19 protein-coding genes and 1 riboswitch are annotated in these 17,824 nt (G+C 71.0%); of the genes, 1 reads left to right on the top strand and 18 read right to left on the bottom strand.

The genetic code is table 11. The annotated features are described in order from the left end of the window. Positions 1 to 19: 19 nt before the first annotated feature. From AB0I16_RS24245 to rpsB, 7 genes are all read right to left on the bottom strand, one after another. A complete protein-coding gene (locus AB0I16_RS24245) occupies positions 20 to 1,096 on the bottom strand; it encodes a thiamine ABC transporter substrate-binding protein (protein ID WP_363251660.1) in 1,077 nt (358 codons plus the stop codon). 122 nt (positions 1,097 to 1,218) lie between these two features. Continuing rightward, positions 1,219 to 1,335: riboswitch (TPP riboswitch) on the bottom strand. A 34-nt stretch (positions 1,336 to 1,369) separates the two neighbouring features. Next, positions 1,370 to 2,476, bottom strand: a complete 1,107-nt coding sequence (gene rlmN, locus AB0I16_RS24240) for a 23S rRNA (adenine(2503)-C(2))-methyltransferase RlmN (protein ID WP_363251615.1) — start codon at positions 2,474 to 2,476, stop codon at positions 1,370 to 1,372. A gap of 95 nt (positions 2,477 to 2,571) precedes the next feature. Beyond that, a complete protein-coding gene (locus AB0I16_RS24235) occupies positions 2,572 to 3,684 on the bottom strand; it encodes a phosphatidate cytidylyltransferase (RefSeq protein ID WP_363251614.1) in 1,113 nt (370 codons plus the stop codon). 51 nt (positions 3,685 to 3,735) lie between these two features. Then, positions 3,736 to 4,293 carry a ribosome recycling factor gene (gene frr, locus AB0I16_RS24230; protein WP_363251613.1) on the bottom strand — a complete coding sequence of 186 codons (558 nt, stop codon included), beginning with the start codon at positions 4,291 to 4,293 and terminating at the stop codon, positions 3,736 to 3,738. Between the two features lie 156 nt (positions 4,294 to 4,449). Further along, entirely contained in the window at positions 4,450 to 5,214 is a 765-nt protein-coding gene (pyrH, locus tag AB0I16_RS24225) for a UMP kinase (protein ID WP_363251612.1), read from the bottom strand. Between the two features lie 203 nt (positions 5,215 to 5,417). After that, the gene (gene tsf / locus AB0I16_RS24220) at positions 5,418 to 6,254 is read right to left on the bottom strand and encodes a translation elongation factor Ts (RefSeq protein ID WP_363251611.1); all 837 of its coding nucleotides are present in this window, start codon (positions 6,252 to 6,254) and stop codon (positions 5,418 to 5,420) included. Between the two features lie 101 nt (positions 6,255 to 6,355). Next, positions 6,356 to 7,270 carry a 30S ribosomal protein S2 gene (rpsB, locus tag AB0I16_RS24215; RefSeq protein ID WP_363251610.1) on the bottom strand — a complete coding sequence of 305 codons (915 nt, stop codon included), beginning with the start codon at positions 7,268 to 7,270 and terminating at the stop codon, positions 6,356 to 6,358. A gap of 389 nt (positions 7,271 to 7,659) precedes the next feature. Here rpsB and AB0I16_RS24210 point away from each other — a divergent pair, with 389 nt between their 5' ends. Then, complete coding sequence (locus tag AB0I16_RS24210) at positions 7,660 to 8,208, top strand: M23 family metallopeptidase (RefSeq protein ID WP_363251609.1); 549 nt, start codon at positions 7,660 to 7,662, stop codon at positions 8,206 to 8,208. 152 nt (positions 8,209 to 8,360) lie between these two features. Here AB0I16_RS24210 and AB0I16_RS24205 read toward each other — a convergent pair whose 3' ends face one another. The 11 genes from AB0I16_RS24205 to lepB (AB0I16_RS24155) all read right to left on the bottom strand — a co-directional run bounded on the left by AB0I16_RS24205 (position 8,361) and on the right by lepB (AB0I16_RS24155) (position 17,818). Further along, positions 8,361 to 8,918: a helix-turn-helix domain-containing protein gene (locus AB0I16_RS24205; RefSeq protein WP_363251659.1), complete on the bottom strand. Its 558-nt coding sequence runs from the start codon at positions 8,916 to 8,918 to the stop codon at positions 8,361 to 8,363. 106 nt (positions 8,919 to 9,024) lie between these two features. Beyond that, the gene (whiG, locus tag AB0I16_RS24200) at positions 9,025 to 9,867 is read right to left on the bottom strand and encodes an RNA polymerase sigma factor WhiG (protein WP_363251608.1); all 843 of its coding nucleotides are present in this window, start codon (positions 9,865 to 9,867) and stop codon (positions 9,025 to 9,027) included. Between the two features lie 345 nt (positions 9,868 to 10,212). Beyond that, on the bottom strand, positions 10,213 to 11,373 hold the full coding sequence (gene dprA, locus AB0I16_RS24195; protein WP_363251607.1) for a DNA-processing protein DprA: 1,161 nt from the start codon (positions 11,371 to 11,373) through the stop codon (positions 10,213 to 10,215). Continuing rightward, entirely contained in the window at positions 11,370 to 12,989 is a 1,620-nt protein-coding gene (locus AB0I16_RS24190) for a YifB family Mg chelatase-like AAA ATPase (RefSeq protein ID WP_363251606.1), read from the bottom strand. The genes dprA and AB0I16_RS24190 overlap by 4 nt, the downstream gene beginning before the upstream one ends. Further along, the gene (locus AB0I16_RS24185; protein WP_363251605.1) at positions 12,989 to 13,396 is read right to left on the bottom strand and encodes a YraN family protein; all 408 of its coding nucleotides are present in this window, start codon (positions 13,394 to 13,396) and stop codon (positions 12,989 to 12,991) included. The genes AB0I16_RS24190 and AB0I16_RS24185 overlap by 1 nt, the downstream gene beginning before the upstream one ends. Positions 13,397 to 13,482: 86 nt before the next feature. Beyond that, a complete protein-coding gene (locus AB0I16_RS24180) occupies positions 13,483 to 13,791 on the bottom strand; it encodes a DUF2469 domain-containing protein (protein WP_003965949.1) in 309 nt (102 codons plus the stop codon). A gap of 55 nt (positions 13,792 to 13,846) precedes the next feature. Next, a complete protein-coding gene (locus AB0I16_RS24175) occupies positions 13,847 to 14,356 on the bottom strand; it encodes an NUDIX hydrolase (protein ID WP_363251604.1) in 510 nt (169 codons plus the stop codon). Further along, positions 14,346 to 15,095, bottom strand: coding sequence for a signal peptidase I (gene lepB, locus AB0I16_RS24170; RefSeq protein ID WP_363251603.1), 750 nt, complete (start codon positions 15,093 to 15,095; stop codon positions 14,346 to 14,348). Before lepB (AB0I16_RS24170) ends, AB0I16_RS24175 begins: the two co-directional genes overlap by 11 nt. Positions 15,096 to 15,176: 81 nt before the next feature. Next, complete coding sequence (gene lepB / locus AB0I16_RS24165) at positions 15,177 to 16,139, bottom strand: signal peptidase I (protein WP_363251602.1); 963 nt, start codon at positions 16,137 to 16,139, stop codon at positions 15,177 to 15,179. Further along, the gene (gene lepB / locus AB0I16_RS24160; RefSeq protein ID WP_363251601.1) at positions 16,024 to 17,109 is read right to left on the bottom strand and encodes a signal peptidase I; all 1,086 of its coding nucleotides are present in this window, start codon (positions 17,107 to 17,109) and stop codon (positions 16,024 to 16,026) included. Before lepB (AB0I16_RS24160) ends, lepB (AB0I16_RS24165) begins: the two co-directional genes overlap by 116 nt. Then, on the bottom strand, positions 17,102 to 17,818 hold the full coding sequence (gene lepB, locus AB0I16_RS24155; protein WP_363251600.1) for a signal peptidase I: 717 nt from the start codon (positions 17,816 to 17,818) through the stop codon (positions 17,102 to 17,104). The genes lepB (AB0I16_RS24160) and lepB (AB0I16_RS24155) overlap by 8 nt, the downstream gene beginning before the upstream one ends. Positions 17,819 to 17,824: the final 6 nt, after the last annotated feature.

Raw genomic sequence — 17,824 nt, 5'->3', positions numbered from 1 at the left:
GCCGCCGCCGTGCCTTCGGTTACTTCAGTACGAGCGAGGTCCACGACTTGATCCACGGCTCGCGGTTGTCGGCGATCTTCTTCGGGTCCATGGTCTGCGGCGCGTCGACCGTCACGCCGTGCTCCGTGAAGAGCGCGGGCAGCTTCGTGCCCTTGACCACCGGATTCACGAACATCTGCAACGGCATGTCCTCCTGGAACTCCTTGCCCGCGAGGAAGTCGAGGAGCGCCTTGCCGCCCTTGGGGTTGCCCGCGTTGCCGAGCAGGCCCGCGTACTCGACCTGGCGGAAGCAGGTGCCGGTGGCGACGCCGGTCGGCGCCTCCTCGGGCTGCGGCTTCGCGTAGAGCACCTCGACGGGCGGGGAGGAGGCGTAGGAGACGACGAGCGGCCGGTCGCCCTTGGCCTTCTTGCCGCCGGCGGACCCGGAGAACTCCTCGTTGTAGGCCTGCTCCCAGCCGTCGACGACCTTGACGCCGTTGGCCTTGAGCTTCTTCCAGTAGCCTTCCCACCCCTTGTCGCCGTACTGCGCGGCGGTGCCGAGCAGGAAGCCGAGGCCGGGCGAGGACGTCGAGGCGTTCTCGGTGACCAGGAGGTTCCTGTAGGCGGGCTTGACCAGGTCGTCGAAGGACTTCGGCGGCGCCAGCTTCTTGTCGGCGAAGTACTTCTTGTCGTAGTTGACGCAGATGTCGCCGCTGTCGACGGGCGTCACCCGGTGCTTGCCCCCGTCGACCCGGTACCGCGCGTCGATGCCGTCGGCGCCCTTGACCTCGTACGGCTGGAAGAGGCCGTTGTCGAGCGCCCGGGACAGGAGGGTGTTGTCGACGCCGAAGAAGACGTCGCCCTGGGGGTTGTCCTTGGAGAGGATCGCCTTGTTCACGGCGGCACCCGCGTCGCCGTCCTTGAGGACGGTGACGCGATAGCCGGAGCGCTTCTCGAAGTCCTTCAGTACGTCCTTGGAGACGTTGAAGGAGTCGTGCGTGACGAGCGTGACCTTCTTGGAGTCGGCCTTGCCGGAACCGCTGTCGGAGCCGCACGCGGAGAGCGTGCAGAGCCCCAGCCCCACGGCGACGGCGGTGACCACGACGTTCCTGGTGATGCCGCTGTTGCTGCTGCTAAGGCGGCTACTGCTGGTGGTGCTCACTGAAAGGTCCTCCTGGGGGTCCAGGAAGAGACGCGGCCCTGCCCGCGGGCCGGTGGCACGCGGGCAGGGCGCTACAGCTTGAGTAATGCCCGAACTTCCTACCCAGAATGACCTGGGCGAGGTTCAGAGGGTCTGCGGCCCACCTGTCCGAGGTGCCGCACTCTCAGCGCTGTGGCGCTCCCCTGTCGGAATATGCAGATGTGTGTACGGACCCGTACGACCGCCAGACTACCTCTCGGCGGCGGCGAGCTGACCGCACGCCCCGTCGATCTCCTGGCCCCGGGTGTCCCGGATCGTCACCGGCACACCATGGGCGGCGATGGCCTCCACGAACGCCTTCTCGTCCTCGGGCCGCGAGGCCGTCCACTTGGAGCCCGGCGTCGGGTTCAGCGGGATGAGGTTCACGTGCACCGGCTTGCCCCTGAGCAGCCGGCCGAGACGGTCACCGCGCCACGCCTGGTCGTTGATGTCGCGGATGAGCGCGTACTCGATGGAGAGGCGGCGGCCCGACTTGGCCGCGTACTCCCAGCCGGCGTCGAGCACCTCGCGCACCTGCCAGCGCGTGTTGACCGGCACGAGGGTGTCGCGCAGCTCGTCGTCCGGGGCGTGCAGCGAGATGGCGAGGCGGCACTTGAAGCCCTCGTCGGAGAACCGGTGGATCGCGGGCACGAGGCCCACCGTCGACACCGTGATGCCGCGCTGCGACAGACCGAGGCCGTCCGGCTCCGGGTCAGTGAGGCGGCGGATGGCGCCGGTCACGCGGTTGTAGTTGGCCAGCGGCTCGCCCATGCCCATGAAGACGATGTTGGACAGCCGCGCGGGGCCGCCGGGGATCTCGCCGTCCCGCAGGGCGCGCATGCCGTCCACGATCTGGTGCACGATCTCGCCCGTCGACAGGTTCCGGTCGAGGCCGGCCTGTCCGGTGGCGCAGAACGGGCAGTTCATGCCGCAGCCGGCCTGGGAGCTGATGCACATGGTCACCCGGTCCGGGTACCGCATGAGCACCGACTCCACCAGCGTCCCGTCGAAGAGCCGCCAGAGCGTCTTGCGGGTGGTGTCGTCGTCGCAGCTGATGTGCCGCACGACGGACATCAGGTCGGGCAGCAGCGCTTCCCGGAGCTTCTCGCGCGCACCGGCGGGGATGTCCGTCCACTCGGCGGGGTCGTGGGCGTACCGCGCGAAGTAGTGCTGCGAGAGCTGCTTGGCGCGGAACGGCTTCTCGCCGGTGGCGGCGACGGCTTCCTTGCGCTCGGCGGGCGTGAGGTCGGCGAGATGTCGCGGCGGCTTCTTGGCACCGCGGGGCGCGACGAAAGTGAGTTCTCCGGGCTTAGGCATGGTCCTTCCAGTGTCGCAGACATGCGACGAGGGGCCCGCCGCCCTGTGGACAACGGACCCCTTCGCACGTTTGCGCAGGTCAGACAGTTACGACATCAGCCCGACCCCACGAAGACCACCAGCAGCAGCCAGACCACCGGTGCCGTCGGGAGGAGGGAGTCGAGGCGGTCCATGATGCCGCCGTGGCCCGGCAGCAGCGTGCCCATGTCCTTGATCCCGAGGTCCCGCTTGATCATCGACTCGCCGAGGTCGCCCAGCGTCGCGCTCGCCGCGACCGCGAGGCCGATCAGCAGCCCCTGCCACCACGCCCCGCCGTCGATCAGGAACTCCATGCACAGCGCCCCCGCGGCCATCGCGAACGTGACCGCTCCGACCAGGCCCTCGCGGGTCTTGCCGGGGCTGATGCGGGGCGCGAGCTTGTGCTTGCCGAAGCGCCAGCCGATCGCGTACGCCCCGGTGTCGCTGACCACGGTCAGGAGCAGGAACGTGAGCACCCGCTGCGGGCCGTCGTCCGCCGTGAGCATCAGCGCCACGAACGTCGCGAGGAAAGGGACGTAGAACGCGGCGAACACGCCCGCCGTGACGTCCTTGAGGTAGCCCTCGGGGGGCTCGATCATGCGCCAGACGAGCACCGCGAGCGCGGTGAGCGACATCGCCACCCACGCGCCCTCGGTGCCCCGGACGTACCCGGCGACGACCATCGCGGCGCCGCCCACCGCGAGCGGCACCAGCGGCGCCTTGATGCCCTTGCGCTCCTGGAGCCGCGAGGTGAGCTCCCAGAGGCCGACGACGACGGCGACCACTATGACGCCGATGAAGACGGCCTTCACCACGAACAGCGACGCGACGATCACCGCGCCGAGCCCCACGCCGACTCCTATGGCCGCCCCGAGGTCGCGGCCCGCGCTCTTCTTCTGCGGGGGCTGCGGAGCCGCCGGGACGGGCTGCGGTGCGCTGGGCATGGGCTCCTGCGGAGGCTCGGGACGGAACGGGAGGCCGCCCGTCCGAGTGGCGCCCCGGTCGTCGTCCCGGACGGAGCCGCTCACGGGAACGTCGGGCACGATGGGCATGGGCCGCGTCTCGGACGGAAGCAGCGCGTCCTGCGCATCGTACGCGGGACCTGCCGGGGGCGCGCCCTGACCGGGTCCCTGGCCGGGCGTCCCCCAGTACGCGGTTCCGGGCGGCGCCCCCCAGGAAGAGTCGTTCACGGATCGGTTTCCTAGTTTTCGGGGTTCCTCGGGGTTCCTCGGACCAGAGCCTCAGACCTCAAGCAGCTCGGCTTCCTTGTGCTTGAGCAGCTCGTCCACCTGAGCGACGTACTTCGCGGTGGTGTCGTCGAGCTCCTTCTCGGCGCGGCGCCCCTCGTCCTCGCCGACGTCGCCGTCCTTGATCGCCTTGTCGAAGGCCTCCTTGGCCTTGCGGCGGATCGACCGGATCGAGATCTTGGAGTCCTCGGCCTTGGTCTTGGCGACCTTGATGAACTCCTTGCGGCGGTCCTGGGTGAGCTCGGGGAACGTCACCCGGATGATGCTGCCGTCGTTGCTCGGGTTGACGCCGAGGTCGGAGTCGCGGATCGCCTGTTCGATGTTGCGCAGCGCGCTCTTGTCGAACGGGGTCACCACGGCCATCCGCGGCTCGGGCACCGAGAACGAGGCCAGCTGGTTGATCGGCGTCAGCGCGCCGTAGTAGTCGGCCACGATCTTGTTGAACATCGCCGGGTGCGCACGGCCGGTGCGGATCGCGGCGAAGTCCTCCTTGGCGACCACGACAGCCTTCTCCATCTTCTCCTCGGCCTCGAGGAGGGTCTCTTCGATCACCACTTGCTCCTGCGTGTCTTGAGTAGGCCCGGCCGGCACGGGGCGGCCGGCTGCGTCGCGTGTCTTTCCTGCACGGTGTCCGACCGGCAGGGCTTTGTCCATCCCCTCAAGGGGCGTCTGCGTGACGTTCCTTGAGGCTGGTCCAGGTCCCTGGGGTCAGGCTCGGCTTCCCTGATCGCCCACGAGTGTGCCGATCTTCTCACCCTTGACGGCCCGGGCGATATTGCCCGCGGAGAGCAGCTCGAAGACCAGGATGGGCAGCTTGTTGTCCCGGCACAGCGTGATCGCGGTCATGTCGGCGACCTTGAGGTCGCGGGTGATGACCTCGCCGTAGCCGAGCGCGTCGAACTTCACCGCGTCGGGGTTGGACTTCGGGTCGGAGTCGTAGACGCCGTCCACGCCGTTCTTGCCCATGAGCAGCGCCTCGGCGTCGATCTCCAGGGCGCGCTGGGCGGCGGTGGTGTCGGTGGAGAAGTACGGCATGCCCATGCCCGCGCCGAAGATGACCACACGGCCCTTCTCCAGGTGGCGCACGGCGCGCAGCGGGATGTACGGCTCCGCGACCTGCCCCATGGTGATGGCGGTCTGGACGCGGCAGTCGATGCCCTCCTTCTCCAGGAAGTCCTGGAGGGCGAGGCAGTTCATGACCGTGCCGAGCATGCCCATGTAGTCGGAGCGGGCGCGGTCCATGCCGCGCTGCTGCAGTTCGGCGCCGCGGAAGAAGTTGCCGCCGCCGATGACGACGGCGATCTGGGCTCCGTCGCGGACCACGGCCGCGATCTCCCGGGCGATGGCGTGCACCACGTCGGGGTCGACCCCGAGGCCGCCACCACCGGCGAACGCCTCACCGGAGAGCTTCAGCAGAAAGCGTCCGGCTACTTTGCCGTCGTCGTCACTCTTGGAGTCGGCCTTGGTGGTCATGGTGATCTCGCTTCTCTTACTTGACACACATGCGAAGAAGGCCACTGCCGGCGGGGTGTCGTTCGCATCCCATGCTCGGCAGTGGCCTCCTCGTCAGATCCTGCGGTCCTGCGTCGCGTCCGAGTATCCCCTGTGCGGAGATCCTCGCGCGCGGGCGACCGCTGTCGACCCTAGCGGGGTCTACCGTCGATCGCGGTACGGACTCAGATGCCGACCTTGATGCGCGAGAAGCGCTTCAGGGTGACACCGGCCTCGGCGAGAACCTTCTCGACCGACTTCTTGTTGTCCAGCGCGTACGGCTGGCCGAGGAGGGTGGCCTCCTTGAAGAAGCCGTTGACGCGACCCTCGACGATCTTCGGGAGGGCGGCCTCGGGCTTGCCCTCGGCGCGGGTGGTCTCCTCGGCGACGCGGCGCTCGGTCTCGACGACCTCGGCCGGGACGTCCTCACGGGAGAGGTACTTCGGCGCGAAGGCGGCGATGTGCTGCGCGACACCCTTGGCGACGTCGGCGTCGGCCTTGTCCAGCTCGACGAGGACACCGATCTGCGGGGGCAGGTCGGGCATCGTGCGGTGCATGTACGCGGTGACGTAGGAGCCCGAGAACTGCGCGAAGCGGTCCAGGACGATCTTCTCGCCGAGGTTGGCGTTGGCCTCGTCGACGTACGCCTGGACGGTCTTGCCGGCCTCGATCTCGGACGCGAGCAGCGCGTCGAGGTCGGCCGGGGACGTCTTGGCGATGTGGGCGGCGAGGTTGTTCGCCACGGCCTGGAACTTCTCGCCCTTGGCGACGAAGTCCGTCTCGCACTTCAGCTCGACGATGACACCGGAGGTGTTGTCGTCGGCGATGAGGGAGACCACGGCGCCGTTCTCGGCGGAGCGGCCCTCGCGCTTGGCGACGCCCTTCTGGCCCTTGATGCGGAGCGCCTCGACGGCCTTGTCGACGTTGCCCTCGGCCTCGTCGAGCGCCTTCTTGCAGTCCATCATGCCGGCGCCGGTGAGCTCGCGGAGCTTCTTGACGTCAGCGGCGGTGTAGTTCGCCATGATCGAAATTTCTCTCTCGGAGTCTGAAAGATCTACGAAGGTGTACGGGTGAACGGCGGGGGCCGATCGGGCCCCCGCCGTCAACTACCGAACCTGTGCGGTCAGGCCTGCTCGGCGTCCGCGGCCGGGGCCTCGGCGGCGGGGGCCTCGGCGGCGGGGGCCTCGGCGGCCGGCGCCTCGGCGGCGGCCTCGGCCGGCTTGTCCTCGGCCTTGGGGGCCTCGGCGTCGTCGGCCTTCTTCTCGCCCTCAAGCAGGTCGCGCTCCCACTCGGCGAGCGGCTCGCCGGCGGCCTTCTCGCCCGGCTTCGAGTCACCGGTGGCGACGCCGGAACGGGCGATGAGGCCCTCGGCGACGGCGTCGGCGATCACGCGGGTGAGCAGGGTGACGGAACGGATCGCGTCATCGTTGCCGGGGATCTTGTAGTCGACCTCGTCGGGGTCGCAGTTGGTGTCGAGGATGGCGACGACCGGGATGTTGAGCTTCCGGGCCTCGCCGACCGCGATGTGCTCCTTCTTGGTGTCCACGATCCAGACGGCGCTGGGCACCTTCTGCATCTCGCGGATACCACCGAGGGTCTTCTCCAGCTTGGCCTTCTCGCGCGAGAGCACGAGAAGCTCCTTCTTGGTGAGACCGGAGGCGGCGACGTCCTCGAAGTCGATCTGCTCAAGCTCCTTGAGGCGCTGCAGACGCTTGTAGACGGTCGAGAAGTTGGTGAGCATGCCGCCCAGCCAGCGCTGGTTGACGTAGGGCATGCCGACGCGGGTGGCCTGCTCCGCGATGGCCTCCTGCGCCTGCTTCTTCGTGCCGACGAACATGACCGTGCCGCCGTGGGCCACGGTCTCCTTGACGAACTCGTAGGCGCGGTCGATGTACGACAGCGACTGGAGCAGGTCGATGATGTAGATGCCGTTGCGCTCGGTGAAGATGAAGCGCTTCATCTTCGGGTTCCAGCGACGGGTCTGGTGACCGAAGTGGACGCCGCTTTCCAGCAGCTCCCGCATCGTGACGACGGCCATGGCCGTTCTCCTTGAGATTCTCGGTTGTGCCGCGTGTGCCGGACGGCACTCGCGCCTGACGCCCGCTGTGCGCCTTGCCGCTAGGGACCGAGGGGCGCTGACACCGGCCGATGAGGACTCGATGTCGGGGCGTGCGAAGTCGACCCGGTGACCCGGATCGCCACAAGAAGTGTACGGGACCCGCGGGGCACCCTGTGACGCCACTGCTCTTGACCAGGTCGGCGGGGGTCCGGTGGGCGCAGGGCGACCGGACGGACCGACGGGACGGGCGTCCACCGCAGGCTCGGCGTCGTCTTCGGACGGGTGACGGAGTTGTGCACAACGCGGCGGTCGTCCACCGATCCGGACCATGATCCCCGCGGTACGCCGAAACGCGGGACGGTTCCGCCATGCGTCTGGAACTCCTGCTGACCACGGTGGCCGCCCTGCTGGCGACCGCCCCGCACCTGCCCGCACCCGCGCCCTCCCCCGCACCACCGCCCCCGCGTACGGCCACGGCCTGGCCGGTCGGCACCCGCCCCACGGTGCTGCGTGCCTGGGACCCCCCGGCGACGGACTACGGCGCGGGCCACCGCGGAGTCGACCTCGCCGCGCCCCCGGGCAGCCCGGTGCGGGCGGTGGCCCCCGGCCGGGTCTCCTTCGCGGGGCAGGTCGCGGGCCGAGGGGTGGTCTCCGTGGAACTGGACGGCACCGGTGACCCCCCGCTGCGCACCACGTACGAACCGGTGCGGCCGACCGTGAAGAAGGGCGCCGAGGTCTCCGCGGGCGAGCAGATCGGCACCCTGGCACCCCCCGCGGGCCACTGCCCCACGAGCTGCCTCCACTGGGGCCTCCGCAGAGCCGATGCCTACCTGGACCCGCTGACCCTGCTGCCGCCCTGGCTCCTCGGCCGCGGCCCGTCGCGGCTCCTGCCGCTCAAGGGGGCGCCCATGCGCTGAGAAGCCTCCCGCCGCCGAACCACGGGGTCCGCGAGGCCCCGCCCCACAGAGCCGCAGCCGACGCCGAGCCCCGATCCCGGCCCCGCAGAGCCGCAGAGCCACAGAGCCGCAGCCGACGCCAGGCCCCCGCAGAGCCCGGACGCCGCGAGGCCTCAGCCCCGCACGCCCCGCAGGGCCATGGAGACCGCCGCTTCGGTGATGGCGGCGGGGTCCTCCGCCGCGCCGAGCTCGATCCGCCGCACCGCCGCGTCCACCACGCCCTGGAGCAGCATCGCGGCCAGCCGCGGCTGCTCGTGCCCGAGGGCTTCGAGCGCCTCGACGATCATCGCGACGAGCCCGCCGTGCGCGGCCCGGATCTTCTCCCTGGCCCCGGCGTCGAGCTCGCTCGCGGAGATGGCCACGACCGCGCGGTGGCGCCGGTCGCCCACCAGGGCGAGCTGCTGCCTGACGTACGCCTCGACCTTGCCCTCGGCGGAATCCGCGCCCCGCATCGCCGCCGAGACCTCGGCCGCCCAGACGGGGAAGTCGACCTCGCAGAGCTCTTCGACCACGGCTGCCCGCGACCGGAAGTACTCGTACACGGACGACCGGGCGAGCCCGGTGCGCTCGGCGAGAGCGGGGAAGGTCAACGCCTCCGTACCGCCCTCGGACAGCAGGGACCGCGCGGCGTCCAGCAGGGCCCCGCGCTGCATCGACCGGTGCTCGGCCACTGAGGCCGCTCGAATCCTTGGCACGGCTCCACCTTACGGACGAGGCGCCGCGCACGGGAGTCGCGTCCCCCGGCCGGGCGCCTCGGGCAGGACCGATTCAGCGCGCTCAGCGCCCGAAACTCGCCAGCTTCGCCCGCAGCTGGAGCACCGACTTCGTGTGGATCTGGCTGACGCGGCTCTCGGTCACCCCGAGGACGTTGCCGATCTCGGCGAGCGTGAGTCCTTCGTAGTAGTACAGCGTCACGACGGTCTTCTCGCGCTCCGGCAGCGTGTTGATCGCCCGCGCCAGGAGGCGGCGCAGCTCCCGGTCCTCGGCGACCTCGACGGGGTTGTCGGCGGCGTGGTCCTCCAGCGTGTCCATCAGGCTGAGGCGGTCGCCGCCGTCGCCGCCGACGTGCAGCAGTTCCTCAAGGGCCACCACGTTCGCCAGTGACAACTGGCTGAAAATGCCGTGGAGTTCCTCCACGGCGATGCTCATCTCGGCGGCGACCTCGCTCTCCGAGGGCGTCCGCCTGAGCTGCGCCTCCAGGGTGGCGTAGGCACGCTCGACGTTGCGGGCCTTCTGCCGTACGGACCGCGGGATCCAGTCGAGCGCCCGCAGCTCGTCGATCATCGCCCCGCGGATGCGCGTGATCGCGTACGTCTCGAACTTGATCGACCGCTCGATGTCGAACTTCTCGATCGCGTCGATCAGCCCGAAGACCCCGGACGAGACGAAGTCGGCCTGCTCCACATTGGGCGGCAGTCCCACGCTGACCCGGCCCGCGACGTACTTGACCAGCGGTGAGTAGTGCAGGATCAGCTGCTCCCGCAATCGCCCGTCGCCCGTCGCCTTGTACGAGCGCCACAACTCGTCCAGCGACGAGGGGGCGGGGGGCCGCTCCCGCTCGCCGCTACGGGCGGCGGGGGGAACCGCTGCCCGGTCGGACCCTGAGGTGTGCTGGGGCATTCTTCGCCTTGAGCCGTTCTGCCGTGAACCGGTGAGGTCGCGTCGGTCGGTCTGTTCGCGCGGAGCGGTGACATCGCCGGTGCCGCTCGCGCCACTGCGGTGGGAAGTGTCCGAGAAGTGAATGAGGTTGTCCGTCTGGTTGCCTGTCCGCGTCGGAATGCTCGTGAGCGTAGCGTGACTGAAGCGTCGCAGTGCGCGAAGGATGAGGGCTCAAGGGTGCGCAGATACGTTCCGCTGGGACCTCGAATGTGTCCCCTCCGTCGCACTGCGTCACGGCACCGGCGCGCCAACTCCGCCATTTCGCAAGGGGCGTCGAGTGTCATCCGTCCGGCGGAACACGCTGGGTCACGATTCACCTCCGCCGGGGAACACGGCCCGGTGCGCCTGGCGTGTCAACTGCCAGCCGTCGCCGTGTCGTTCGACGAACCCCATCGACTGAAGTTCGTACAGGCGCCCTACGGCGTCGTCCTCGGTGGTGCCCCCGCCGACCGCGAGGTCGCGTGCCGTCGCACGCCCCCGGGCAGGCAGGGCCGCCAGGACGCGCGCCGCCCCGGGGTCGAGCAGATCGCGCGGCAGCACGGGCCCGCGCCGCTCCGGCGCCAGCTCACCCATGTCACCGACCAGCTCGACGACTTCCGCGGCGTCGGTCACGAGCACGCCGCTTCCCCGCAGCAGCTCGTGCACGCCGCCGGAGAGTCCGCTGGTCACGGGCCCGGGGACCCCCATGGTGAAGCGCCCCAACTCCTGCGCGGAGCGGGCCGTGGCGAGTGCCCCGCTGCGGTACGCGGCCTCGACCACGACCGTCCCCCTGGTCAGGGCGGCGATCACTCTGTTCCGCAGGATGAAGCGGTTGGGGGTCGGATGGTCGCCCGGCGGCAACTCGCCGACGACCAGGCCCTGTTCCGCGATCCGCTCGATCAGCTGGGCGTGGCCGCGTGGATAGGGCCTGTCCACGCCGCAGGCCAGCACGGCCACGGTGGCCCCGCCCGCGCCGAGCGCCCCGCGGTGAGCGGCGCCGTCCACCCCGTACGCTCCGCCGGAGACCACGATCCAGCCGCGCTCGGCCAGCCCGGCCCCGAGGACGGCGGCCATGTGCGCGCCGTACTCCGTGCAGGCCCGTGAGCCGACGACGGCCACCGACCGCAGGGCCCATATCCGCAGGGACGGCCTCCCCCGCACCCAGAGCCCGACCGGCCGCCCGTCACCGAGGTCGTCCAGCGGCGACGGCCACTCGGTGTCCCCCGGGCACACGAACCGTGCCCCGACGTCCCGCGCCACCGACAGGTCCCGCTCCGGCCGCGGCTCGGCGGCCCGTGACCGCAGCCCTTCCCACCGCCGGGCGCTCACCCCGGGCAGCGGTTCGTCCTCCCGGAGGCTGCGCAGCACATCGACGGGGCCGTGCTCGCGCAGCCACCGGCCGCCCACGGTGTCGCCGGGTTCGAGCACGCGTGTCAGTGCGGCCCTGGCCAGGCGCTCCTCGTCGGTCGGCGGGCCCGTCGCGGTCACCGCGCCGCCCCGATCGCTGTCGGGACGCCGCGTGCGATGCCCGTGCGCAGTTGCAGTGCGAGGGCGACGTCCTGGGCGCAGGGCCGGTCGTGCCCCGCGAGGTCGGCGACCGTCCACGCCACCCGGAGGACGCGGTCGAGGCCGCGGGCGGTGAGGAACCCACGCTCCAGGTCCAGCTCCGCCGCGTCCAGCGCGCCGGGGACGGCGGGCCACCGGGTCCGCAGGGCGTGTCCGGGGACTTCGCTGTTGGTCCGCCAGCCGGTGCCGGACAGCCGGGCCATCGCGCGCTCGCGTGCGGCACGCACCCGGTCGGCGACGGTGCGGGTGGACTCACCGCGCGTGGCGTACCCGGCGAGTTCGGACCGGGTGACGGGCTCCACCTCCACCTTCAGGTCGACCCGGTCGAGCAGCGGGCCCGAGAGCCGGGCCTGATAGCGCCGGATGACGGAGGCGGGGCAGTCGCAGCCGTCGCCGAGCAAGGTGTGCCGGCCGCAGGGACAGGGGTTGGCGGCGAGCACCATCAGGAACTTCGCGGGCAGCCGCACCACGCCCGCGCTGCGGGCGATGACCACGTGCCCCGATTCGAGGGGCTGGCGCAGGGAGTCGAGGGCCTGGCTGCTGAACTCCGGGGCCTCGTCCAGAAAGAGCACCCCACGGTGTGCCAACGACACCGCGCCCGGCCGCGCGAGTCCCTTGCCGCCGCCCACCAGGGACTGCATTGTCGCGGAGTGGTGGGGCGCGCAGTACGGCGCGACGTCCAGCATCGGCCTGCCCGGCGGCAGCATGCCGGCCACCGAGTGGACGGCCGTCACCTCCAGGGAGTCCTCTCGGCTCAGCGGCGGCAGGATCGCCGGCAGCCGCTCCGCGAGCATCGTCTTCCCCGCGCCCGGCGGGCCCTGCAGAAAGAGGTGGTGCGCCCCCGCGGCGGCCACCTCGATGGCGGTCCTCGCCGCCGCCTGGCCCACGACGTCCGCCAGGTCGAGCGCGTGGGCGTCGTCCGGTGCGCCGCCCAGACCCGTGCCCGCTCCGGTGCCGGGCACGCTGAGCCCCGCGAGCATCAGGTCGGGTCGGCCCGGCTCCTCCGGCTCCTCGTGCGGCACCGGCTCGTCCGTGAGCACCGCGACGAGCTGGCGCAGGCTGCGCACACCGAGCACCGAGACGCCCGGCACCAGCGACGCCTCCGCGGCGGTGCACTCCGGGACGACGACCTGCTCATAGCCCGCGTCCGCCGCCGCGAGGACGGCCGGCAGGACTCCCCGCACGGGCCGCACCCGTCCGTCGAGCCCCAGCTCGCCGATCATCACGATGTCGGCGAGCACCCGGGGATCGATCCGCTCGGCCGCGCCGAGGACGGCGCAGGCGACAGCCAGGTCGAAGCCGCTGCCGCCCTTCGGCACGGAGGCCGGGCTCAGCCCCACGGTGAGCTTCTTCTGCGGCCACTCGCCGCCCGAGTTGACGACGGCGGCCCTGACGCGGTCACGGCTCTCGGTCAGGCTCTTGTCCGGCAGGCCCACCAGCGTGAACGCCGCCACGCCCGGCTCCAGACCGGCCTGCACCTCCACCACGACGCCTTCGACGCCCACCAGTGCCACGGAACACGTACGCGCGAAGCCCATCACGCCACCCCGCGCGCGTGCTCGACCACGGGGGCGCCGCGGCGCGGAAGCAGGATGCCGACGAGGTCGATGCGGACGCCGCCCGGCGGTGGGCCGCCGCGCTCCTCGATCCAGCGCTCGGCCAGCCGCCGGAGCCGCTCCGCCTTGTCCGGGCCCACGGCCGCCATCGGATGCTCGAACGGCGCGGAGCCGGCCAGCCCGGCCCGGCGCGTCTTGACCTCGCAGACGACGAGGGCGTCACCGTCCAGGGCCACGATGTCGATCTCGCCGGACCTGCCCGCGCGCCAGTTGCGCGCCAGGACCGTCATCCCCGATGCGACCAGCCGCCGGGCGGCCAGTTCTTCGCCGTACTTGCCGAGTGCTCCTCGTGCGTTCATGTCGGCACCACCTCCGACACACACGGTCACGCTTCCGGCCGCGCCCGTTGGATCTTGGTGCGCTACTCGCCGGTTGTGGACAACTCCGTCACCCGCGCGAGCGACTCGGGTCCGGCTCAGCCCCCGGGCAGCTCAAGATCGCTCTTGTTGAGCTCCTCGATATTCACGTCCTTGAACGTCAGGACGCGTACCTGCTTCACGAAACGGGCCGGTCTATACATGTCCCACACCCAGGCATCCGCCATGGACACCTCGAAGAACACCTCGCCCTGGACCGAATGCACCTGCATCTCGTAGTCATTGGTGAGGTAGAAGCGCCGCTCGGTCTCGATCACGTATTTGAACAGACCGACGACATCGCGGTACTCCCGGTAGAGCTTCAGCTCCATCTCGGTCTCGTACTTCTCGAGGTCCTCGGCGCTCATGGCATGTTCCCCTTCAGCCGTGCGTCGCCCCATTGTGCGTCAGCCCCGAGAGCCCCTACACGATTTCCGTGGCGAGGGTCTCGGGCCGCTCAGGGGGCCCTTCGTCGAGCAGTCTGCGCAACAGCTCGGCGAGTCTGGTCGGATACACCGTCTCATGACCCTCGGTCAGTTCCCGGCACGTCCACCAACGTGCTCCGGTGACGCTGCGGCGCTCCAGTTCCGTCAGGCCCTCGGCGGCGATCGCCGTCTGCGCGGTGCGGGCCAGGTAGTACCACTCGTCCTGGTCCCAGCGCCGCCCGGCGAAGGGGAAGGAGCAGACCCGTCGCCACAGCACGGGCCCGAGCTCGACCTCGGTGATGCCCGTCTCCTCGCGCAGCTCACGCAGCGCGGCCTCTTCCCGCGTCTCGCCGCCCTCCAGGCCGCCGCCCGGCGTGAACCACCAGTCGTCGGCGGGGTCCCCCGGCTCGTGGCCGTGCAGCAGCAGGATGCGGTCCTCCGGGTCGAGCACCACCACCCGTGCCACCCTGCGCAGCGGCCGGTCCGCCCCAGGAGCCTCAGGCGGCACGAGCAGCCTCCACGGCCCGGGGCCGCCCGCGCCCCACCCTCTTGGCCACGGGGCCGTACGCCGCCCCGCCGAGCACGAGCATTATGCCCACCACGACCGCGATCACCATCAGGCGCAGCGGTCCGGGCTCGGAGAGACCGCCCGGCATGTCCGCGAAGCCCTCGGGCCGCTCCAGCATGCCGAACTTGTCCAGGGGCCAGGCCACCGCGTCGACCCGGCCCTGCACCGCGCCGCGCGGCACCGTGCCGTTCTCCCCGTCGCTCAGGTGCACGGTGGAGTCCAGGGAGCCGCTGCGCTCGTCGCCGAGCAGGAACAGGCGCCCCTCGGGGACCGTCGTGGCGGGGATGCCCGTGGCCGCGGCGCCCGAGCCGTCGGGCAGATACGGTTCTGCGATCTCCTTGCCGTTGACGGTCAGCCTGCCGTCATGGCAGCAGGCGATCCTGTCGCCGCCCACGCCGACCACGCGCTTGACCATCGGCAGGTCGCCCCAGGTCGACTGCTTGAAGACGACCACGTCACCGCGGCGCACCTCGTCGCCGTCGACGCGCTGGGCCAGCACCCGGTCGCCCGCGCCGATCGTCGGCGTCATCGACCCGGTGGGCACCGTATACGGCTGGTACAGGACCGCGCCCCAGACGAACCCGCCGAGGAACAGCACACAGCCGAGGGCCACGGCGACGCCCGACAGCACGCTGCCCAGCCGTCCGTGGCCCTCGGCCGTACGACGTGTTCCGCTCATCCCAGTGCTCTCCCGTCTCGGGCGCGACCCCGTCACCCGTGCACCACGGACGGCGGAAGATCGACGATCTGGGACGGCACCCTACCCGGCGGTACCCCCGCCAGAAACCCTCGCGGCCCGCCCGGCGGCGACCGTGAGACGCCGCCGGCGCCACAGCACGATCGGCACCGCGCCCGCGAGGCCGAGGGCGCCGGGAGCGGCGCTCGACAGGGCGTTGATGCCCGGCTGGTCGAAGGTGTCCGGCTTGGGCAGCGTCGACCAGCGGGTGGGCGGCCAGGCGATCACGATGGCGCGGCCCACGACGTTGTCCACGGGGACGGCGCCGCCGCCGGGCTGGTTCTGGTGGTAGCGGGAGTCCAGCGAGTTCTGCCGGTGGTCGCCCATGACCCAGACCTTGCCCTGCGGAACGGTGACCTTGAACTGACCGCCCTGGTCGTCGGCGCTGCACGGGGTGTTGCCCGCGAAGACGTAGGGCTCGTTCAGCGCCTTGCCGTTGACCTTCACCGGTCCTGTGCCCTTGCACTCCACCGTGTCGCCGGCGACGCCGATGACGCGCTTGATGAGGTCCTTCTCGTCGGCGGACGGCATCAGGCCCACCCAGCCGAGGACCCGCTGGATCGCGTTCGGATCGGGGGTCGGCTCGCCGTCCAGCCAGTGGCCCGGGTCCCTGAAGACGATGACCTCGCCGCGCTCGGGCTCGGAGCCGAACCACGGCGTCAGCTTGTCGACGAGGACGCGGTCGCCCTGCTGCAGCGTGTTCTGCATCGAGTCCGACGGGATGGAGAACGCCTGGACCAGGAAGGACTTGATCACCAGCGCCAGGACGAGGGCGATGCCGATGAGGAGCGGCAGTTCCTTCCAGAAGGACCGCGGCTTCTTCGGCCTCGCGGCGGCCCGCTCGCCGTCCGCGCTCCCGCCGTCCCCGGCGTCATCCCCGGGGGGCGCACCGTCCGCGACGCCTTCGACGCCCGGCTCGTCTGATCCTCCCGGCCGCTCCTCGGGCCCCTCGTGTCCGGATCGTGCGCCGACCGCCAAATCCCCCACATCCACTCCTCAGTCCGTGCCGCCGCCTGCCCCGGATGCGGCGCAGGCCCACCACTCCCATAACGAGCGGGAGTTCCGCAGGGGTCGGGAGCCGGATCAATCCGTATGGATCGCCGTGGGCCACCCTATGCGACGCCCCTGTGGCGACGTCCGATGCCGCACGCGCGTCGGGCACGGACGCGTACGTCTCCGGCGCCTCCAGCCGGCGCCAGTGGCCGAAGGGCCAGGCGATGACGAGGGCGCGCCCGACGACCTCGTCCTCCGAGATCGTGCCGCTGAACTCCTCGGTGCGGTGGAAGCGGGAGTCGGCGGAGTCGCTGCGGTGGTCGCCCATCATGAAGAGGCGGCCTTCGGGGACCTTCACCCGGAACTCGAAGGCCGAGGGCTTGTCGCCGGGGTGGATGTAGGGCTCGTCGAGCGGTACGCCGTTGACGGTGACCTTGTCGTTCTCGTCGCAGCACCGCACGGTGTCGCCGCCGACACCGATCACCCGTTTGATCAGGTCGCGCTCGCTGTCGGAGGGCAGCAGCCCGATCTGGGTCAGGCCTTCCTTGACCTGCTTGACGACCACGGGGTCGTCCTTCTTCTTGCCCTGTTCCTCTTCGAGCCAGTTGCCGGGGTCCTTGAAGACGACGACGTCTCCGCGCCCGGGCTTCGAGCCGAACCAGGGGGTGAGCTTGTCGACGAGGACCCGGTCACCGATGCGGATCGTCTGCTCCATGGAGCCGGAGGGGATCACGAAGGCCTGCACCAGGAACGTCTTCAGGACGAGGGCGATGAGCAGGGCCACGCCTATGAGGAGGGGTATCTCCCTGATCGCGGAGCGCCGCCGGCGCCGTTTGACCTTCTTGGCGAGCTTGCGGCGGTCGGCACGGCCCGGCAGCGCGGGACCGCTGGTCGGCCGGGAGCCCGTGGGCAACCGGGTGTCGGCCGCGTGCCCCGCGGCGCGCGTCCGGCCGCGGTTACCCATGCGCGCCGCCGGGTGCCGGCACGCGCGCGTAGCTGTCGGGACGCTCCAGGGAGGTCCAGTGGCCGATCGGCCAGGCGATCCAGTCGGCCCTGCCGATGACCTCGGAGACCGGGACCATGCCGCCGCCGGGCTGCCCCAGGTGGTCACGGGAGTCGCTGGAGTCGCTGCGGTGGTCGCCGAGCAGGAACAGGGTGCCCTCGGGCACCACGACGTCGAAGGGCACCTGCGAGGGGGCGTCCCCCGGGTAGAGGAAGGGCTCGTCGACGGGCTCGCCGTTCACCTCGATCCTCCCCCGCTCGCAGACCACCCGGTCTCCCCCCACGCCCACGACCCGCTTGATGTAGTCGGCGTCACCGAAGTACCCGCTGCCGTTGAAGACGACCACATCGCCGCGCCGCGGCTCGGACCCGAAACGGTACGCCAACTTGTTGACGAGTACCCGGTCCCCGGCCCGGAACGCGGGTTCCATGGAACCGCTCGGGATCTGGAAGGGCTGCACCACGAAGGCGCTGACGAGGAGCAGCGCCCCCACGCACAGCAGGAAGGTCGCGGTGTACCCGCCGCCCGGCAGCCGGGAGAGCAGGGACGAGAAAACGGAGCGCGACCGCTCCTCCGTCTCCTCGGGCACTTCGGTGACGTCGGGGACGTCTCCGGAACCGGAGGGTGTGGAGGAGCGGTCGCGCTCCGTGTGCTGTGCTTCGCTGTCCATCGGGGC

Origin of the sequence: Streptomyces sp. NPDC050703 (assembly GCF_040654435.1) — a bacterium.
Taxonomy (GTDB): Bacteria; Actinomycetota; Actinomycetes; order Streptomycetales; family Streptomycetaceae; genus Streptomyces.
Note: the sequence above shows the minus strand (reverse complement) of the source record. Positions and strands in the feature narration are given on the sequence as shown.

Coding starts and splice junctions, on each gene's coding strand:
- rlmN (WP_363251615.1), bottom strand. CDS start 2,476: ATGCCTAAGCCCGGAGAACTCACTTTCGTCGCGCCCCGCGGTGCCAAG.
- pyrH (WP_363251612.1), bottom strand. CDS start 5,214: ATGACCACCAAGGCCGACTCCAAGAGTGACGACGACGGCAAAGTAGCC.
- tsf (WP_363251611.1), bottom strand. CDS start 6,254: ATGGCGAACTACACCGCCGCTGACGTCAAGAAGCTCCGCGAGCTCACC.
- rpsB (WP_363251610.1), bottom strand. CDS start 7,270: ATGGCCGTCGTCACGATGCGGGAGCTGCTGGAAAGCGGCGTCCACTTC.
- AB0I16_RS24210 (WP_363251609.1), top strand. CDS start 7,660: ATGCGTCTGGAACTCCTGCTGACCACGGTGGCCGCCCTGCTGGCGACC.
- whiG (WP_363251608.1), bottom strand. CDS start 9,867: ATGCCCCAGCACACCTCAGGGTCCGACCGGGCAGCGGTTCCCCCCGCC.
- AB0I16_RS24190 (WP_363251606.1), bottom strand. CDS start 12,989: ATGGGCTTCGCGCGTACGTGTTCCGTGGCACTGGTGGGCGTCGAAGGC.
- AB0I16_RS24180 (WP_003965949.1), bottom strand. CDS start 13,791: ATGAGCGCCGAGGACCTCGAGAAGTACGAGACCGAGATGGAGCTGAAG.
- lepB (WP_363251603.1), bottom strand. CDS start 15,095: ATGAGCGGAACACGTCGTACGGCCGAGGGCCACGGACGGCTGGGCAGC.
- lepB (WP_363251601.1), bottom strand. CDS start 17,109: ATGGGTAACCGCGGCCGGACGCGCGCCGCGGGGCACGCGGCCGACACC.
- lepB (WP_363251600.1), bottom strand. CDS start 17,818: ATGGACAGCGAAGCACAGCACACGGAGCGCGACCGCTCCTCCACACCC.